General features: G+C 59.4%; 17 protein-coding genes. 3 read left to right on the forward strand and 14 right to left on the reverse strand.

Annotated features, from left to right (window positions below; translation table 11 throughout):
• Nucleotides 1-49 precede the first annotated feature (49 nt).
• From A3709_RS00335 to ihfB, 7 genes are all read right to left on the reverse strand, one after another.
• Nucleotides 50-1,021, reverse strand: a complete 972-nt coding sequence (locus A3709_RS00335; RefSeq protein WP_197484016.1) for a glycosyltransferase family 4 protein — start codon at nt 1,019-1,021, stop codon at nt 50-52.
• Nucleotides 1,021-1,917, reverse strand: coding sequence for an NAD-dependent epimerase/dehydratase family protein (locus tag A3709_RS00340; protein ID WP_066048324.1), 897 nt, complete (start codon nt 1,915-1,917; stop codon nt 1,021-1,023). The genes A3709_RS00335 and A3709_RS00340 overlap by 1 nt, the downstream gene beginning before the upstream one ends.
• A gap of 59 nt (nt 1,918-1,976) precedes the next feature.
• The gene (locus A3709_RS00345; protein ID WP_066048327.1) at nt 1,977-2,273 is read right to left on the reverse strand and encodes a helix-hairpin-helix domain-containing protein; all 297 of its coding nucleotides are present in this window, start codon (nt 2,271-2,273) and stop codon (nt 1,977-1,979) included.
• A gap of 116 nt (nt 2,274-2,389) precedes the next feature.
• Nucleotides 2,390-3,097 (reverse strand): orotidine-5'-phosphate decarboxylase, encoded by a 708-nt coding sequence (gene pyrF / locus A3709_RS00350; protein ID WP_369795102.1) that lies wholly within the window; start codon nt 3,095-3,097, stop codon nt 2,390-2,392.
• Nucleotides 3,098-3,104: 7 nt separating this feature from the next.
• Nucleotides 3,105-4,310, reverse strand: coding sequence for a lipopolysaccharide assembly protein LapB (gene lapB / locus A3709_RS00355; protein WP_066048332.1), 1,206 nt, complete (start codon nt 4,308-4,310; stop codon nt 3,105-3,107).
• The gene (locus A3709_RS00360) at nt 4,303-4,608 is read right to left on the reverse strand and encodes a lipopolysaccharide assembly LapA domain-containing protein (protein WP_066048335.1); all 306 of its coding nucleotides are present in this window, start codon (nt 4,606-4,608) and stop codon (nt 4,303-4,305) included. Before A3709_RS00360 ends, lapB begins: the two co-directional genes overlap by 8 nt.
• 77 nt (nt 4,609-4,685) lie before the next feature.
• Nucleotides 4,686-4,982, reverse strand: coding sequence for an integration host factor subunit beta (gene ihfB, locus A3709_RS00365; RefSeq protein ID WP_066048341.1), 297 nt, complete (start codon nt 4,980-4,982; stop codon nt 4,686-4,688).
• A gap of 280 nt (nt 4,983-5,262) precedes the next feature.
• On the opposite strand from ihfB, the gene A3709_RS00370 reads away from it, so the two are divergent.
• Nucleotides 5,263-6,147 carry a hypothetical protein gene (locus A3709_RS00370; protein WP_066048343.1) on the forward strand — a complete coding sequence of 295 codons (885 nt, stop codon included), beginning with the start codon at nt 5,263-5,265 and terminating at the stop codon, nt 6,145-6,147.
• 77 nt (nt 6,148-6,224) lie between these two features.
• On the opposite strand, the gene rpsA is transcribed toward A3709_RS00370, so the two are convergent.
• From rpsA to gyrA, 7 genes are all read right to left on the reverse strand, one after another.
• A complete protein-coding gene (gene rpsA, locus A3709_RS00375) occupies nt 6,225-7,901 on the reverse strand; it encodes a 30S ribosomal protein S1 (protein ID WP_066048346.1) in 1,677 nt (558 codons plus the stop codon).
• 141 nt (nt 7,902-8,042) lie between these two features.
• Entirely contained in the window at nt 8,043-8,720 is a 678-nt protein-coding gene (cmk, locus tag A3709_RS00380) for a (d)CMP kinase (protein WP_066048349.1), read from the reverse strand.
• 6 nt (nt 8,721-8,726) lie between these two features.
• The gene (gene aroA, locus A3709_RS00385) at nt 8,727-10,031 is read right to left on the reverse strand and encodes a 3-phosphoshikimate 1-carboxyvinyltransferase (RefSeq protein WP_066048352.1); all 1,305 of its coding nucleotides are present in this window, start codon (nt 10,029-10,031) and stop codon (nt 8,727-8,729) included.
• 121 nt (nt 10,032-10,152) lie between these two features.
• Nucleotides 10,153-11,046: a prephenate dehydrogenase/arogenate dehydrogenase family protein gene (locus A3709_RS00390; protein WP_369795097.1), complete on the reverse strand. Its 894-nt coding sequence runs from the start codon at nt 11,044-11,046 to the stop codon at nt 10,153-10,155.
• Nucleotides 11,047-11,064: 18 nt separating this feature from the next.
• Nucleotides 11,065-12,192, reverse strand: a complete 1,128-nt coding sequence (gene pheA, locus A3709_RS00395; protein ID WP_066048358.1) for a prephenate dehydratase — start codon at nt 12,190-12,192, stop codon at nt 11,065-11,067.
• A gap of 4 nt (nt 12,193-12,196) precedes the next feature.
• Nucleotides 12,197-13,276, reverse strand: coding sequence for a 3-phosphoserine/phosphohydroxythreonine transaminase (gene serC, locus A3709_RS00400; RefSeq protein WP_066048361.1), 1,080 nt, complete (start codon nt 13,274-13,276; stop codon nt 12,197-12,199).
• Between the two features lie 75 nt (nt 13,277-13,351).
• On the reverse strand, nt 13,352-15,988 hold the full coding sequence (gene gyrA, locus A3709_RS00405; RefSeq protein WP_066048362.1) for a DNA gyrase subunit A: 2,637 nt from the start codon (nt 15,986-15,988) through the stop codon (nt 13,352-13,354).
• 289 nt (nt 15,989-16,277) lie between these two features.
• On the opposite strand from gyrA, the gene A3709_RS00410 reads away from it, so the two are divergent.
• Both A3709_RS00410 and ubiG read left to right on the forward strand, forming a co-directional pair.
• On the forward strand, nt 16,278-17,612 hold the full coding sequence (locus A3709_RS00410; protein ID WP_066048365.1) for a TRZ/ATZ family hydrolase: 1,335 nt from the start codon (nt 16,278-16,280) through the stop codon (nt 17,610-17,612).
• Nucleotides 17,609-18,319, forward strand: a complete 711-nt coding sequence (gene ubiG, locus A3709_RS00415; RefSeq protein WP_066048368.1) for a bifunctional 2-polyprenyl-6-hydroxyphenol methylase/3-demethylubiquinol 3-O-methyltransferase UbiG — start codon at nt 17,609-17,611, stop codon at nt 18,317-18,319. The genes A3709_RS00410 and ubiG overlap by 4 nt, the downstream gene beginning before the upstream one ends.
• Nucleotides 18,320-18,323 lie beyond the last annotated feature (4 nt).

The raw sequence follows: 18,323 nt of genomic DNA on the forward strand, positions 1-18,323 counted from the left end.
TGGTCACGTCGCTGCTTTAAATTTTTGTGACTGCAGCAAAAGGGAAATACTAGCCCAATTTTCGGGCTTTCGCCATGCCGTAGAGTAAGGGTATATATGCCAAAATTACCAATAAAAATGAGAACTTGGGCCACAAAGTTGTGGTCAGGGCTAAAGGAAACAACCACAGGCCATTAATTGCGAGCAGCAAAATATCCACCGGTAGGTGGCTACCCCAGTGGCGACTCAGGCGCTGATAGGCATGCTGGCGATGGGGCTCAGTGAAGCGTTCACCTGCCAGCATTCGCGCCAACAGGGTATAGCTGGCATCGGTCACAAATAGCGCCAGTAATATCGCCCAGCAAGCCAGCGGCAACGCCCCCTCAACAGCGCCCAGCAGCGCCAGACCTCCGAGCAGAAAGCCGGTGGGGACGCTGCCCGCATCTCCCATGAACAGCCGTGCGGGCGGCCAGTTCCAGCACAGGAACCCAACCTGGGCCGCCGCCAGCACCAGACAAAAAAACAAAAACTGCAAATCGCCCGCGTAAAACCAACTGAGCAGCGCTGCAGCTACGCAGACACTCACTGCCTGGAGTGCGGCAATGCCATCGATACCATCCATGAAGTTGTAGAGGTTGAGCATCCACAACAAGGCGAAGGCCGCCACCAGTTGAACCAGCCAGTGCCCCCCTGCCGGCGCCAGCAGCGCATTCGCCGCCATTAGCGCAACGCCCGAATAAAGCGCGAATCGCAAGCGCGCCGACAAGCTGAGCAGATCATCGACCACACCCACCAACATCAACAATAGCGCGCCCCCGGCAAGTATCAGGTAGGGCCCCTCCCATGCCACGCCCATCACGTGACCGATGGCCAGCCCCGCGGCAAACGCCGTCAGCATGGCCACCCCACCGCCGTGAGGCGTGGGCAGCGTGTGAGAGCTGCGCTCGTTCGGCTGATCGAAAATCTGCAGGCGCCGGGCCAGCAACAGGTACAGGCCGCAAAAAACGATGGATATCGCCAGCGTAATCATCACCAGTGGCACTAGTCGCGCTCTCCCAAAACTTCGGCCAGGGAGACTGTTGGCGCCCATCCCAGTGCCGCCATCAGAGCGCCGTTATCGTAATACTCACTGCCAAACAGCTTGTCCCGCACACCGAGCACACTCGCGGCGCTGCGCCACATCCACGCTGGCAACCAGCTGCGCGCCAGGCCGAGGCCGCGGCGCGCTCGCAGCGCGTCATAGACAGTGCGACTGGAATAGCGCTGGCCATCGCAGACGATCCAGGTATGGCATCCCTGCGGTGGATGGAACACCAACTTCACCAACAGCACTGCCAGATCGGGCAGGCCAATCATGGAACGCCCGCCCGCCTCCGGCGGGCGCGGCAATCCCATGCTGATTCCGCGATCCAGCAGCGCCAGGTTGCCCTTGGGCTCGGCGCCATAGACCAGCGCGGGACGCAGTATGGTCACGGCCATATCGCCCTCACGGGCGAGGTCGCGCAGGCCTTCTTCAGCCCGCCACTTACTGTGCCCATAGGCATCGTCAGTGGGCGTCACATCGGCTTCACTGCGGGCATGATCATCAGAAGCGGGCCCCATGGCCTTCACACTGGAAACAAAGATGAAGTGACGCACGCCAGCGGCTTGTGCGGAGCGCGCCAGCGCGAGCGTCGCGTCGAGGTTAAGGCGCGTGTAGAGGCTAGCCTCTGCTTTCTGGTGAGCCACCCCCGCAAGATGTATCACGGTGGCAACGTCTTCCAGGGCCTGCTCTGGCAAAGGCTGCTCAGCGAGGTCAACCGCCAGCATCTGCCCCACCGCCGAAGGGTTCGCTGTGCGACTGACAGCAACCACGTCAGCGCCCGCAGCAACGAGCGCAGGACATAGCTCGCGACCGATAAATCCGGTAGCGCCGGTAACCAGGCATTTCCCGGTCACGATAGAATGTGGCAAAAATAAGGGGGCATATGCCCCCTCATGATACGGATGCGCCCGGCTTAATCCAGCGTTATTACCTTGCGGTTGCGATTGATGGTGGCTTGGCCAATACCCTTAACCTCGGTCAATTGCTCGAGGGTTGTAAAAGGCCCGAATGCCTCGCGGTAGCGGACAATATCTTCGGCGCGACTCGCCCCGACCCCATTGAGCGCTGCGGCGAGTTCAGCCGCGGTGGCTGTATTGAGATTAACAGTGTTTACGGGCGAGCTGTCGGCTTGGGCTGGCCCCAATCCGAGGGCGAGCAACAGAGCCAGCAGCCCCGCGAACATGAATTTTCGGTGAATGATTGTGTGCATAGCGACTCTCCTTGCGCTTGGAATGCTGCATCCGTGCAGGCATCCGTATCAAGGCTGAGTGTAGCAGCGGCCACCACGCCCAGGGCGCAGGAGAGCACAATAGATGAAACGGGGATTTAGCTGCAGAGTCCCAGCTCGCGGTGGACCCGCTCCAGCGCCGCAATGGGATCCGCCGCGGCGGTAATGGACCTGCCGATCACCAGGTAATCAGAGCCGTTGGCGATGGCATCCGCCGGAGTAAGCACGCGGCGCTGGTCACCGGCATCATCTCCCGCCAGGCGGATGCCGGGAGTCACCAGACAAAAATCGTCGCCGCGGTCGACGCGCAGTCCCGGCGCTTCCATGGCAGAACAGACCACGCCATCCAGGCCACTGGACTGAGTGAGTGCGGCCAGGCGCGACACTCGTTCTGCCGCAGATTCGGTATAACCCAATTCGCGTAAATCGTCGTCAGACATACTGGTCAACACGGTCACCGCGATCAAGATCGGTCGTTGCTGGTAAGCCTGCAGTGCCTCAGCCGCTGCTTCCATCATCCGCCGGCCACCGCTGGCGTGAACGTTAACCATCCACACGCCGAGCTCTGCAGCCGAACGAACGGCGCCGGCCACGGTGTTTGGAATGTCGTGGAACTTGAGATCGAGAAACACCTCAAAGCCTTGCTTCTGCAATGACTCCACCAAGGAAGCACCGCTGCGGGTATATAATTCCTTGCCCACCTTCACCCGACACAACTGCGGCGACAGCCGGGCGGCAAATGCCAGCGCGGATTCGGCATCGGGGTAGTCCAGAGCAACCAGTACGGGTTTGTCGTTCATCGTCAATTCTCGCTTATTCCAGGCTGGTGCCACGGATGGTTTTCATCGTGCCCCAGTATTTACAGCCCGGGCAGAACCAATGCATATGGCGCCCGGAAAATCCGCAGTGAGTACAGCGATAGGCCGGACGCTCCTCGATGAGTCGCACAACGAGTTTCTGCAGCAGATCGAGGTTGTCTCGCGCCCGCCCTTCACTGACATTCATCTGCAGGCCAATCAGCTGCTCAAGGCCGCGCATCGACGGTCGCAATTCCAGCTGCCTGGCCAGAAAAGCCTCCGCCTCGTCAGTCCCCTCAGACATCAGAATATCTTCTGCTGCGGCAATCACCAGCGGCGGTGAAGAATGCGCCTCCAGGCACTCGCGCAAATAGGCACGCAGGGATTTTTCGTCGCCCAGTTCACGGTAGCAGCGGCGCAGCACGCCAATCGTCTCGCTAATGTAGTCGGGGTCCTGCTGGCGCACGCGTCGCAATGCCCTGATCGCCTGTTTGAAGTTACCCGCATCACATTCCACTTCGCCCAGCATGATGGAGGCACGCACACATGCCCGATCCTGATCCAGCGCGTCCTGTAACAGCCCCCGGGCGCCCTTGAGGTCACCCAGCTCACGCTTCTCGGCCGCCAGCTCACAGAAATAGTGCGAAATCACGGTGACCACGTCCTGGCCCAGCTCAGCCGGTTCCTGCGGCGTACCGCCAAGCAGTGTTTTGCGCGGCATCAGATTGGTGGCGACATCAATGGCCCGCTGCCACTCCCGCTCACTCTGGTAAATGTCCAACAGGTGGCGCTGGCTGGCGCGACGCTGCTGTGGCGACTCCTCAACCAGGTCGAGAAGCAGGCGCTCAGCCCGATCCAGCAAGCCGGCGCTGATGTAGTCGCGGGCCAGCTCAAGGTGTGCCGCGTGCACCTGGGCACGCGGCAGACTGGGACGCGCGAGTAAATTCTGGTGAATACGGATGGCGCGTTCCACCTCGCCCTTCTTCCGCAACAGATTGCCGAGGGCGATGTGGGTTTCCATGGTCTCGGAATTGACTTCCAGGGCATTGATAAAAGCATCGATCGCGCCGTCGGGGCGACCGTCGAGCAAATAGTTCAGGCCCTTGTAATACTGCCCCGGTAGCTCCGGACTGGCGACCACCTTACGCTGGGACCGACGCCCCAGAAACCAGCCGATTGCTATGGCCGCAAACAGCAGAGCAAAGACAAGATAATCATTCACCGTCGGTGAGGCCCGCCGTGCGCAGTTTGTCCACTTCGGCTCGCGCCTTGGCCAGTTGGCGGTTGGCGCTGGCCAGCGATGCGCGCTGACGCATGATCATACCGGAAGACAGCAACAAGCCCAGCACCCCACCGATCGCAAACGCACTGAGCACCCACAGCGCCAGGCTGTGGGGCTGGAAGGTATAGAACAGCATATCCAGCGGTACCAGCTGCTCATTCTGCAACGCGAACAGTACACCAACCGCGGCAAACGCCAGGATCAGAGCAATGGAAATCAGTTTGCGTAACAGCTTCATGTGAGTACCCAGAATAGCGGAAATAAAAAGGCGGCATGACCGGTGCGATCATACCGCCTGTATTGTTCAGGGCAAGTTTAAAGGCCTTGCTGAAGCCCCAGATTCACACGCTCGCGCAGTTCTTTGCCGGGCTTGAAATGGGGCACGTACTTGCCGGTCAGCTCTACTGCATCACCGGTTTTCGGGTTCCGGCCTCGACGCGGCTCGCGGTAGTGAAGGGAGAAACTGCCAAAGCCGCGGATCTCGATGCGATCGCCAGTCGATAACGACTGCGACATATGCTCGAGAATGGTCTTCACCGCCAGCTCAACGTCCTTGGAGGACAGCTGGTTCTGCTTGGCCGCAATGGATTCGATCAATTCGCTTTTGGTCATGGCTCTTATCGATTGTTTTTTCACCGGGGAGATATTGTGGACCCAGATTCTACGAAGCGCAAGTTCTTATTTTATATAGAAAAAGTGTGAATTTGTTCACAGCTCAGCGCGCTTTACCCCCTCCAGGCCTACAAATGCTGGGACAGACAGACAGGGGCTGTACGGCGGTCCAATCACTGCTGATGGACAGCGACATTGAAGTCAGCCGCGCGAGCACTTTCTCCAATGGTGGGGAGAATGCCACCGGCACCATCAACAGCAACGGAGCGACGATGTTGAGGTGGGAAAAATCTATGGGAAAACTAACGATAGCGATGACACTATTGCCCAGACCACCATTAACAGCATTGGCACCCTGCTCCTGACGGATATCCCCAGCCTGATGATTGGCACAGACTCAACCAATGGCGAGTTTGATATCGGCGTTATCGCCCTGGGCGATGATGAGGGAGATACCGGCGTCAACCAGAGTACAGCGACAGCACAGGGCACGGTCACCATGGCCAACGTGAAGGCCGAAGTACAAAGCATTGTGCGCGTGGGAGTTATCGATATCAGCTCTTCGCTGGAAGGTGGCATTACCGTGCCAAGCAGCGCCACTACCAGCAATGCGTTTGGCACCCTGACCCTGCAGAGTTTGTCGCTTGATAGCCCCTCCGTCGAGGTGGGTATGGTTGCCGCAAATCATGAAGGCACGGCCAACGGTTCACTGGAACTCAACCCGAGCTACCTGAAAGCAGACCAACTCATTGTGAGCGAAGGCGACCGGGTCATCCTCAATGTGAACGGCCCCACCCGGGCATCACCGGGCAATCTTGGCAGCGACGGCCTCTATGCAGCGATTGACGCAGACAATGTCATGCTTGCCGGTGAAGTGGTGATTCGCGTTAACTACCAGCCCGCACCCGGTGATTCAGAGACCATCAACCTGCTCAATGCCAACAACATTACGATTGACCCCAGTGCTTCGGTGCTCATTGAAGGGCTGGCCTCAGGTATCAGGCTGACCAACCCAAGCGTCGTCGCCGCCGATTCGGGTAGCCGCTACCAGGCAGTTCTGAGTGCTGCCGACCCGCGCCCCGTTCCCGCCCTGGGGCTGTGGCAGCTGGCTGTGCTTGCCCTGCTGATCGCAGGACTGGGTGGAGGACTGCAGCGTCGCCGCTAACCAACACGGTTTCTCAACAGGGGCCCCATAAAAAAAAGGCCCGCTAATGCGGGCCTTTCTCTTGAGGGGCTAGAGAATTAATTCTCGCCCATCTGCGCCTTGATCAGGTCGCCGATAGTACCTGGAGAGGCCGCTTCCTGCTCGGACTCTTTCAGGGACTTCACAGCTTCCTGCTCGTCGTCGTAGTCCTTGGCCTTGATGGACAGTACTACGCCGCGGTTCTTGCGATCCACAGAAACGATCTTGGCTTCAACAGTGTCGCCAACCTTGAAGGTGTTGCGAGCATCTTCAACGCGGTCGCGAGAGATGTCAGACGCCTTCAGGATGCCTTCAACTTCTTCAGCCAGCTTGATGATCACTTCTTTGGCATCGACTTCGATAACTTCGCCGCTCACGATGGAGCCACGGTCGTTGACAGCGATGTAGTTGCCGAAGGGATCGTCTTCCAGCTGCTTGATGCCCAGGGAGATGCGCTCGCGCTCGGGGTCGATGGACAGGATAACTGTCTCGATCTCGTCGCCCTTCTTGTAGTTGCGAACTGCTTCTTCGCCAGCTTCGTTCCAGCTGATGTCGGACAGGTGTACCAGGCCGTCGATGTTGCCTTCCAGACCGATGAAGATACCGAAGTCAGTGATGGACTTAATAGAGCCGGAAATCTTGTCGCCTTTCTGGCACTTGGCCGCGAAAGCGTCCCAGGGGTTCTGCATGCACTGCTTGATACCCAGGGAGATACGACGACGCTCTTCGTCGATATCCAGAACCATAACTTCCACTTCGTCGCCCAGCTGGACGATTTTGGAGGGGTGTACGTTCTTGTTCGTCCAGTCCATTTCGGACACATGTACCAGACCTTCGACACCCTCTTCCAGCTCGGCAAAGCAGCCGTAGTCGGTGAGGTTGGTGATCTTCGCCTTGACGCGGCTGCCCTCGGGGTAGCGACCGGTGATTTCCACCCAGGGATCTTCACCCAGTTGCTTCAGACCCAGGGAAACGCGGTTGCGCTCGCGGTCGAACTTGAGGATCTTGACGTCGATTTCCTGGCCAACTTCTACGATCTCGGAAGGATGCTTGATGCGCTTCCAGGCCATGTCGGTGATGTGCAGCAGGCCGTCTACGCCGCCCAGATCTACGAAAGCACCGTAGTCTGTCAGGTTCTTGACGATACCCTTGACGGACATGCCTTCCTGCAGGGTCTCCAGCAGAGCTTCGCGCTCTTCGCTGTTGGCTGCTTCCATAACAGCGCGACGTGAAACAACCACGTTGTTGCGCTTCTGGTCCAGCTTGATGACCTTGAATTCGAGTTCCTTGCCTTCCAGGTGGACGGTCTCGCGAACGGGACGTACGTCAACCAGGGAGCCCGGCAGGAACGCGCGGATAGTGTTGATGTCGACGGTGAAGCCACCTTTGACCTTGCCGTTGATGACGCCCTTAACCACTTCTTCAGCTTCGTGGGCGGCTTCCAGCTCTTTCCAGGCTTCGGCGCGCTTGGCTTTCTCGCGAGACAGCTTGGTTTCACCAAAGCCATCTTCTACGGATTCCAGGGCGACCTGTACTTCGTCACCAATGCTGAGTGTGCACTCGCCGGTGGCGTCGGTGAACTGGGAACGGGGGATGATACCTTCAGACTTCAGGCCCGCGTGAACGGTAACCCAGTCGTTGTCGATGTCGATAACAACGCCGGTCACGATGGCACCGGGCTGCATGTCGACGGTTTTCAGGCTCTCTTCAAATAATTCGGCGAAAGATTCGCTCATTACACATTACCTATAGGTTTGGTTGTCCGGGCCTCCAGCAGGCGCGGGTCAATTAAATTCACACCTCTGCCCCGCCCTGTCTGGATTTCGGCAGGAACCGAGATGTTTAAGCCATTTAAAGGAATTCGCTAACGTTAGCCGCTAAATTAGACCTTTTCGCGTCACTTCGAGCATCACCTGATCAAAAACCTGCTCGATCGGAGTGGCGGTACTATCGATGACGATGGCGTCTGCTGCGGGCACCAGGGGAGAGACAGAGCGGCTTGAATCGCGCGCATCTCTCTCCTGGATGTCCTCCAGAAGGCGCGGGAGACTAACACTTTCGCCCTTTGAAATCAACTGCTTATAGCGGCGCTCGGCGCGCTCTTCGGCAGAGGCCGTGAGGAAAAACTTGAGGGGAGCCGCCGGAAAAACCACGGTACCCATGTCGCGACCGTCAGCGACCAGTCCCGGCGGGCGACAAAACTCGCGCTGCCGGGCGAGCAATGCGTCGCGTACGGCGGGAACCGCAGCGACCTTGGAAGCACCGCGACCGCCCTCTTCCGTGCGAATGACACCGGACACATCGGTACCTTTATAGGCCACCAGCACCTCACCGGAGTCAGCGTAGATGAAGCTGACATCCAGGTGACGCGCGACCTCGGTGACCGCCGGATGATCATCCCAGCTAACCCCTTCCATGAGGCAAGCCTGGCCGGTGACACGATACAGGGCGCCGCTATCGAGGAAGTGCCAGCCGAGCTTCTCCGCCAGCAGGTGACTGATGGTGCCCTTACCGGCGCCTGAGGGTCCATCCACGGTAATAACCGGACTCGTCATAGGCTACTAGCCCGCCTGCGCCGTAATTTGCAGCCCCAGCCCTCGCGCCAATGCGTCAAAACCCGGGAAGGAGGTGGCCACATGGTCGCAATCCAGTACCCGGATTTCCTGCTCGGCCCGCAGGGCGGCAATGCTGAACGCCATGGCGATACGATGATCCATGTGCGTGCGAATCTCGCCGCCGCCCATTTTACCGCCCTCGATGATAATGCCGTCGTCGAGCAATTCGTTGCTGACGCCGAGTGTGTCCAGGCCTTCGGCCATGGCCGCGAGACGGTCACTTTCCTTAACCCGCAGCTCCTCGGCGCCGCGCAGAACTGTGCGACCCTCGGCACAGGCAGCCGCAATGAACAGTACCGGAAACTCGTCGATCGCCAAGGGCACCTGGTCCTCGGGAATTTCGATGCCCTTCAGCGGCGCGTAGCGCACATGAATGTCTGCGACAGGCTCGCCGCCGACCTCACGCTCGTTTTTAAGGGTGATATCCGCCCCCATGAGCGTGAGAATATTGAGAATGCCAATCCGCGTGGGGTTAATGCCCACGTGGGTTAACAACAGATCAGAACCGGGGGCAATGCTTGCGGCCACCAGGAAGAATGCCGCCGAGGAGATGTCCGCCGGCACATCGATTTCACCGCCTTTGAGGCTGCCGCCTCCCTGCAGGCTGATGACTTCATTCTCGCACTTCACCTCATAGCCGAAACCGCGCAGCATGCGTTCGGTATGATCGCGTGTTGGGGCTGGTTCAGTGACGGAGGTCCGTCCCTGGGCATACAGGCCCGCCAGCAGCGCACAGGATTTCACTTGGGCGCTGGCCATGGGCAGGTCGTAGTGAATCCCTTCCAGGGTCTTGCCGCCCTTGATACGCAGTGGTGGACGGCCACCCTCTTCCGACGCAATCTCCGCGCCCATGTTTTCAAGCGGGGTAATCACCCGACCCATCGGGCGACTGCACAGCGAGGCGTCGCCTGTCAGTACAGTATCGAAGGGCTGGCCCGCCATCAGGCCGGCCATCAGGCGCATACCCGTACCGGCATTGCCCAGATCCAGCGGCTCGGACGGTGCTTTGAGACCGTGCAGGCCGACGCCGTGCACGATGACTTCACCCTCGCCGCGGCGCTCGATCTCCACACCCATAGCCTGGAAGGCTCCAAGGGTTGCCAGCGCATCCTCGCCTTCGAGGAAGCCCTTTACGTGGGTAGTGCCCTCGGCCAGGGCGCCGAGCATGATGGAGCGATGCGACATGGATTTGTCGCCGGGAACACGGGCTTCACCATTAATGGTGCCACCGGGTTTGAGCAGGAATTCCATAGTTTTTCTTTCTCTCTAACTTACACACCGTCATTCCTGCCAAGGCAGGAATCCAGAGAGCCATGAGCTACAAACCCATACCTCTCCGGACGCCGGCCAACGCTGGCATGACGACGCAAATTTATTTGCCCCTGGCGCGCTCAGCAAGTATGGCGGCAAATTCGTCCCTGGCCGCCTTGGCACGCGTAAATGTCGCGTGCATTCCGTCGCTATCTTCGCCGGCCACCGCGGTGCGCAAATCGGCCAGATGACCGCTGAACAGGTCTATCGCCTCGAGCAATGCGGCTTTATTGGCTATCGCTATATCTCGCCACATCACCGGGTCAGAGGATGCTATACGGGTAAAGTCTCGAAAACCACCCGCCGCAAATCGGAAGATGTCATCGCTGGCATCTGATTGCGCCAGGGCATCCACCAGCGCATAGGCCAGCACATGCGGCAGATGGCTGGTCGCGGCCAGCACCGCATCGTGCTGAGCCACGTCCATGCCGACCACATCGGCGCCCGTGGCCAGCCACATATCGCGCACCAGGCTCACGGCATCGGCATCGTTCTCGGCCACCGGCGTCAGAATGACACGGTGATTAATGTACAGGTCCGCGCGCGAAGCGGCGACACCGCTCTGCTCGGAACCGGCGATAGGGTGACCCAGCACAAAGCGGGGGGGATATTGGCCATCGCAGATACGCCGAGCGGCGCGCTCCAAATTACCTTTTACGCTGGCGGCGTCGGTGACAATCGGCGCGTCAGCGCGCCCGGCAATGGCCGGCAGAATCTGTGCCAGCACCTGTTCGGCCACCAGCGTCGGGGTACAGATCACCAGTATGTCCGCGCTGTCGATTACTTCCGCGAGATCCAGGGTAAAACTGTCGATAACGCCCAGCTCCACACCTTTCTCCAGTGACGGCGCGCGATGGCCATAACCAATAACCCGCTCACAAAAGCCATTCGCTTTCAGCGCCCGGGCCAGAGAGCCGCCAATCAGGCCGAGGCCGAGCACGGCCACTGTATTCACACGTGTTGCCATCGGAACCTAGAGCACCGCCTGTGGGTAAGAGCCCAGAGGCTTGAGCAGAATCGACTGCTCTTCCAGTTCTCTGACAATGCCGGCGACGTTCTCGTCCTGCATGTGGCCTTCGAACTCGATGAAAAAGACGTAGGCCCACTTCTCCGTGCGCGAGGGTCGGGTATCAATACGCGTGAGGCTGACACCGGCCTTGCGGAACGGATCCAGCAAGGTAAACAGGGCTCCGGGCTTGTTGCGGCTGGAGACAATAATTGAGGTTTTATCGCGTCCTGACGCAGGCACTTCTTCACGGCCGATGATCAGGAAGCGGGTGGTGTTGTCGGCGTAGTCTTCGATATGCTCGGCGAGCTTCTCAAGACCGTACAGCTCCGCGGCCATATCGCCCGCGATTGCGGCGACACCGGGAATTTCCAGGGCCATACGCGCGGCTTCGCCGTTGCTGCTGACAGCCTCGCGCTCGATGTCCGGCCAGTTGCGGTCGAGCCAATTGCGACACTGCGCCAGGGCCTGCTGGTGGGCGCAGATGCGCTTGATCTCACCCTTGCCCGTGTGGCCGGCCACCAAGAGGTGGTGGGCTATACCCATCTCGACTTCACCGGAGATCTTCAGGGAAGAATCCATGAAATTGTCCAGAGTGTGGCTGACCATGCCCTCAGTGGAATTTTCCACCGGTACCACACCGTAATTGCATTCGCCCGACTCTACCTGGGCGAACACAGAGGCAATCGTGCCCTGAGGCACACAGACCGCAGCGTGGCCAAAGTGCTTGATGGCTGCCGCCTGGGTAAACGTACCCTCGGGGCCAAGGTAGGCCACCTGCAGCGGTTTCTCCAGCGCCAGGCAGGCGGACATAACCTCGCGGAAAATATGCGCCACGGTTTCACCCGCCAGCGGTCCCTGCTCGCGATCAATAATGCGCTGTAACACCTGGGCCTCACGCTCAGGACGGTAATACACCACCTCGGCTTCCGCGTCGCCCGCTTCCTGGGCAGCCTGCACCTCGGCCAGTTTGATGTCGGCCACCCGCTGGGCACACTTGGCCCGACGGCTGATCAGTTGCTGGATTTCCCGATCAATCGCGTCGATATCGACGCGCACTTCATCGAGAGTACGATTGTCACCGTTGTCCGCCATGGGCTTACCCGTTGCGTTGCTCAAAGTCCTGCATGAAAGTTATCAGCGCGTCGACCGCGTCCTCACCCACTGCGTTATAAATGCTGGCGCGCATTCCGCCCACCGAACGATGCCCTTTCAGGTTGAGCAAGCCGGCTTCGTCAGCGTCCGCCAGGAACTGTTTGTCCAGGCCGGCATCAGCCAGGGTGAATGGTACGTTCATCAGCGAGCGGCTCTGCAACTCGACCGGGTTGGCGTAAAAATCCGACCCGTCAATCTCTGCATACAGTTTCTCGGCTTTGCGGCGGTTAACCGCCTCCATCGCCGTCAGACCGCCCTGCTCTTGCAACCAGTCGAACACAAGGCCGGCCAGGTACAGTGCAAACGTGGGCGGGGTGTTGTACATGGAATCGTTGTCCGCCGCCGTCTGCCAGTTCAGCATGGCCGGACACACCGCTTGGGCGTTGCCCAGCAGTTCGCGCCGCACGATGACAATAGTCAGGCCGGCAGGGCCAATATTCTTCTGGGCGCCGGCGTAGATCACACCGTAATCGTCGACGTTGACCGGACGGGACAGAATCGTTGACGACATATCCACCACCAGCGGCGCCGCCGTTTCGGGCACCCAGAAATACTCCACACCGCCGATCGTTTCATTGGGTGTGTAGTGCAGATAGGCCGCGCCATCAGTCAGCTGCCAGCTGTCCCGGGGCGGGATGGTGGCAAAGTTGGTGTCTTCGGAAGAGGCAGCCACATTGACATTGCCGTATCGCTTGGCCTCGGCAATGGCTTTCTTGGACCACTGTCCGGTATTGATGTAATCCGCTGTGCCGTTGTCGCCCATGAGATTCAGGGGCACCGCCGAGAACTGGGTGCTGGCACCCCCTTGCAGGAACAGCACGGCGTAGTCATCGGAAATACCCATCAGCTCGCGCAAAGTCGCCTCGGCGCGCTCTGCCACACTCACAACTTCGGGGCTGCGGTGGCTCATCTCCATAATAGACAGGCCAGCGCCGTGCCAATCGAGCATCTCGTCGCGCGCTTTTTCCAGCACCGCCTCAGGCAGAGCAGCAGGACCGGCGCAGAAATTGTACTTGCGAGTCATAGGTCGGATCTCACTTTCAAGGTCTCAAAACGGGGACTGCGGACAGACCCCCTTTTAAAAGGGGGGCTGTCCGCATTATTCGGGTTCGCTATCGACTGAAGGCTCTTCACCAGCTGAGGGCTCGTCAGCGACAGAACTCTCGACGGAAGCCTCAACGATTTCGCCTTCGAGCACCTCGTCATCTTCTGGCTCATCGATACGCTCAACGCTGACCAGCGATTCGCCATCTTTGGTGCGAATCACGCGCACGCCCTGGGTGTTACGGCCCAGGATGGAAATCTCATCCGCGCGGGTGCGTACCAGAGTGCCCTGGTTGGAGATAAGCATCAGTTCATCCCCATCAAACACCTGTACAGCGCCAACCAATTTACCGTTGCGCTCGGTGGTCGCCATCGCGATGACACCCTTGTTGCCACGACCCTTGGTGGGGAACTCAGTGACTTCTGTGCGTTTACCGTAGCCATTTTCAGATACCGTCAGTACATGGCCATCTTCGCGCGGCACAATCAGGGAAATCATCTCGTGGCCATCGCCAAGCTTGATGCCGCGAACGCCCTTGGCGGTACGGCCCATCTTGCGCACGTCACCTTCCTTGAAGCGCACCGCCTTACCTTCGCTGGAGAGCAGCATGACGTCGCAATCGCCAGTGGTAATCGCGGTACCCACGAGCACATCGCCTTCTTCGAGGTCGAGGGCGCGCAGGCCAACGGAACGCTGGCGTGAGAAATCGGTCAGGGCGGTCTTCTTCACGGTACCGTTGGCGGTTGCCATAAAGATGTAATGGCCTTCGGTGTACTCTTCCACCGGCAAAATCGAGGTGACGCGTTCGCCCTCTTCCAGAGGCAGCAGGTTAACCATGGGCCGGCCGCGGGAATTACGCCCGGCCAGGGGAATCTGGTAAACCTTGAGCCAGTAAACCTTGCCGAGGTTGGAGAAGCACAGAATGGTTGCGTGGGTACTCGCAATCAGCAGGTGCTCAACGAAATCCTCGTCTTTCACTGCAGTCGCAGACTTACCCATACCGCCGCGGCGCTGGGCCTGGTAATCGGTGAGGGGCTGGGTCTTGGCGTAACCGCCATGGGAAATGGTGACCACGCGATCTTCCTCGGTGATCAGATCTTCCACCGTCAGGTCGTGCTGAGACGCAGTAATCTCGGTCTTGCGCTCGTCGCCATACTCGGTGACGACCTCTTCGAGTTCCTCGCGGATAACCGCCTTGAGGCGCTCCGGATCCGACAGGATCTGTAGGTACTCGGCAATTTCACGCAGCTTCTCTTCAAACTCGTTGAGCAGCTTCTCGTGCTCGAGGCCGGTCAAGCGGTGTAGGCGCAGCTCGAGGATCGCCTGGGCCTGGGCCGGTGACAGGTAGTAGTTACCCTCGCGCAGGCCATACATGGGGTCGAGATCATCCGGACGGCAGGCATCGTCACCCGCACGCTCCAGCATACCCATGACATCGCCCGGCTCCCAGGAACGCGCCAGTAGCTTCTCTTTGGCTTCGGCAGAGCTGGGCGAGGCCTTGATCAGCTCGATAACCGGATCGATATTGGCCAGGGCGATCGCCAGGCCTTCGAGGATATGGCCGCGCTCGCGTGCCTTGCGCAGCAGGTAAACCGTACGGCGCGTAACCACTTCGCGGCGGTGGCGGATAAATGCCTCAATCACCTCTTTGAGATTGAGGATCTTGGGCTGGCCGTCGACCAGCGCCACCATATTGATACCAAAAACAGACTGCAGCTGCGTCTGAGCGTAGAGGTTGTTCAGGACGACATCGCCCACCTCACCGCGCCGCAGTTCGATCACCACGCGCAGGCCGTCCTTGTCGGATTCGTCCCGCAGTTCCGTAATCCCTTCCACCTTCTTCTCTTTCACCAACTCGGCGATACGCTCAATCAGGCGCGCCTTATTCAGCTGGTAAGGAATCTCGTGGATGATGATAGTGTCCTTGCCGCGTTTCTCGTCAGTGACCACTTCAGCACGGGCACGCACGTAAATACGACCGCGGCCGGTGCGGTAGGCCTGGATGATGCCGGCACGGCCATTGATGATGGCCCCAGTCGGGAAGTCAGGTCCGGGGATATGCTCCATCAGGTCATCGACAGTGAGTTCAGGCTCGGCCAACAGGGCCAGGCAGCCGCTGATAACCTCAGTGAGGTTGTGCGGCGGGATATTGGTCGCCATGCCCACGGCGATACCGGAGGAGCCGTTCACCAGCAGGCTGGGAATTCGTGTTGGCAGAACGGCGGGAATTTGTTCAGTGCCGNCGTAGTTGTCAACGAAGTCCACTGTCTCCTTGTCCAGATCAGCCAGCATCTGGTGGGAGATTTTCTGCATGCGGATCTCGGTGTAACGCATCGCCGCCGCATTGTCGCCGTCGATGGAGCCGAAGTTACCCTGACCGTCCACCAGCATGTAGCGCATGGAGAAAGGCTGGGCCATACGTACAATCGTGTCGTACACCGCGGAATCACCATGCGGGTGGTATTTACCGATCACGTCACCGACCACACGTGCCGATTTTTTGTAGGCCTTGTTCCAGTCGTTGTTGAGCTCATTCATTGCGAACAGCACGCGCCGGTGCACCGGCTTGAGCCCGTCGCGCACATCTGGCAGTGCACGACCCACGATCACGCTCATGGCGTAATCGAGGTAGGATTGCTTCATCTCGTCTTCGATATTGACGGGGAGAATTTCTTTGGCTAAATCACCCATGAATGATGGTTTCCCACGGCCTATCCGGGAGGCCTTGTTCTAAATTAATTATGCTGCGATCGAGAGCCAGGGAGCGTGACCTTACGGCCTGGTGAAACGCCCCGAAACACCCCCGGACACAAACCACCGATTATACGGAATTGACCGCGTAACTACCATGTTTTTGCTGAATTTCGCCGACATTTACGCCGCCCAGGGGGTATACTCTCGAGCCTCTGCTAGGCCCGCTACAAAGCGCCGGCCAAGCTGATGAAAAATTGACCACCAACAAGCCTGAACCGGGAGCGCAATGAGCCAGATACCGAGCCATGTGGACACCCTTATCCACGCCGATTGGGTCATCCCTGTCGTCCCGCGCGGCACCGTGCTTGAGGGCTACAGCCTGGGCCTGACCGACGATCACATCAGCGCACTGTTACCGCGCGATGAAACCACTGCTATCACTGCCGATGAAGTGCTGGAACTACCCGGTCATGCGCTGCTGCCGGGACTGGTCAATACCCATGGCCATGCCGCCATGAGCCTGTTGCGCGGCTATGCCGATGACCTGCCGCTCATGCCCTGGCTGGAACAACACATCTGGCCCGCCGAGGGCGCACACGTGGATGCCGGCTTTGTCGCCGACGGCACGGCGCTCGCCATCGCCGAGATGGTCCGTTCCGGCACCACTACCTTCTCTGACATGTACTTTTTTCCCGACACCTGCGCTGCCACTGCACAGCGTCTAGGACTGCGCTGTCAGATCACTTTCCCGGTTCTGGATTTTCCGACGGCCTGGGCGCGCAATGCCGATGAGTACATCAGCAAGGGCCTGCGCCTGCGCGATGAGACCAAGCATCTAGACCTGGTCAATATTGCCTTCGGCCCGCACGCCCCCTACACCGTGTCCACCGACAACCTGCTGCGGGTGGCGACCCTGGCCGCAGAGCTCGACGCGGGCATCCAGATTCACCTCCACGAGACCCGCGGTGAGGTACTCCAGGCCGTAGAGGCCGATGGCGCACGCCCGCTGGATACGCTCAACGAGATCGGCCTGCTGGGACCGCGTACCCAATGCGTCCACATGACCGATCTGGGCGATCAGGATATCGAAACACTGGCCAAGTCCGGGGCCTCGGTGGTGCACTGCCCGCAATCGAACATGAAACTGGCGTCCGGGGCAGCACCAGTGAAGAAACTGCTGGAGGCCGGCGTCAACTTGGCCCTGGGCACCGACAGCGCCGCCAGCAATAACGACCTGAACATGTTTGGTGAAATGCAGAGCGCCGCCTTCCTGGCCAAACTCTCCAGCGAGGATGCCACCGCTCTCACCGCCGCAGACGCCCTCTACATGGCCACCCTGGGCGGCGCCCGAGCCATGGGCCTGGACGACAAGATTGGCAGTCTGGAAACGGGCAAACAGGCAGACGTCATCGCCGTGGATTTGTCCGGCCCGGAATGCCAGCCGCTCTACAACCCGCTGTCGCAGCTGGTCTATGCATGCAATGGCAGCCAGGTGCGCCACAGCTGGGTGGCCGGCAGCCAACTGCTCCGTGATCGTCACCTGACCCGTATAGACTTGCCAGAGCTGCTCGCCCGAGCGAAAGACTGGCGCATTAAAATTGAGATGATCCAACAAGCATGAGCACACACAAGAATGTAGACCCGGCGGAAATCGCCAAATTTGAAGAACTGGCATCGCGCTGGTGGGACCGCAACAGCGAATTCAAACCCCTGCACGACATCAACCCCCTGCGCGCCAATTACATCGACCGGCTCTCACCGGTGGCGGGCAAGCGCCTGGTAGATGTGGGTTGCGGCGGCGGCATTCTGGCAGAAGCCATGGCCCAGCGTGGCGCCAACGTCACGGGCATCGATATGGGCGAAGCGCCACTGTCTGTCGCCAAATTGCACGGCCTGGAGTCCGGCGTAGAGGTCGATTACTTCCAGAGCACTGCCGAAGCGCTGGCGGAAAATGAAGCGGCGGCCTTCGACATCGTGTGCTGCCTGGAAATGCTTGAGCACGTACCCGACCCGGGTGCTATCATTCAGGCCTGTGCCGACATGGCCAAACCCGGTGCAAATCTCTACTTTTCCACGATCAACCGCAACCTCAAGGCCTACGCCTTTGCCATCGTCGGCGCCGAGCACATTCTGCGCTTGCTACCGGCGGGTACCCACGAATACGACAAGTTCATCAAACCCTCGGAGCTAGCTGGCTGGATTCGTGACGCAGGCCTGTTGTTGAAGGACCAGACCGGGCTGACATACAACCCAATCACCCAGACCTATCGACTCAACCCCCGGGATGTCAGCGTGAACTACATGGTGCACGCGGTAAAACCCGCATGAAGCC

Source organism: Halioglobus sp. HI00S01 (assembly GCF_001635445.1).
Lineage (GTDB): Bacteria > Pseudomonadota > Gammaproteobacteria > Pseudomonadales > Halieaceae > Halioglobus > Halioglobus japonicus.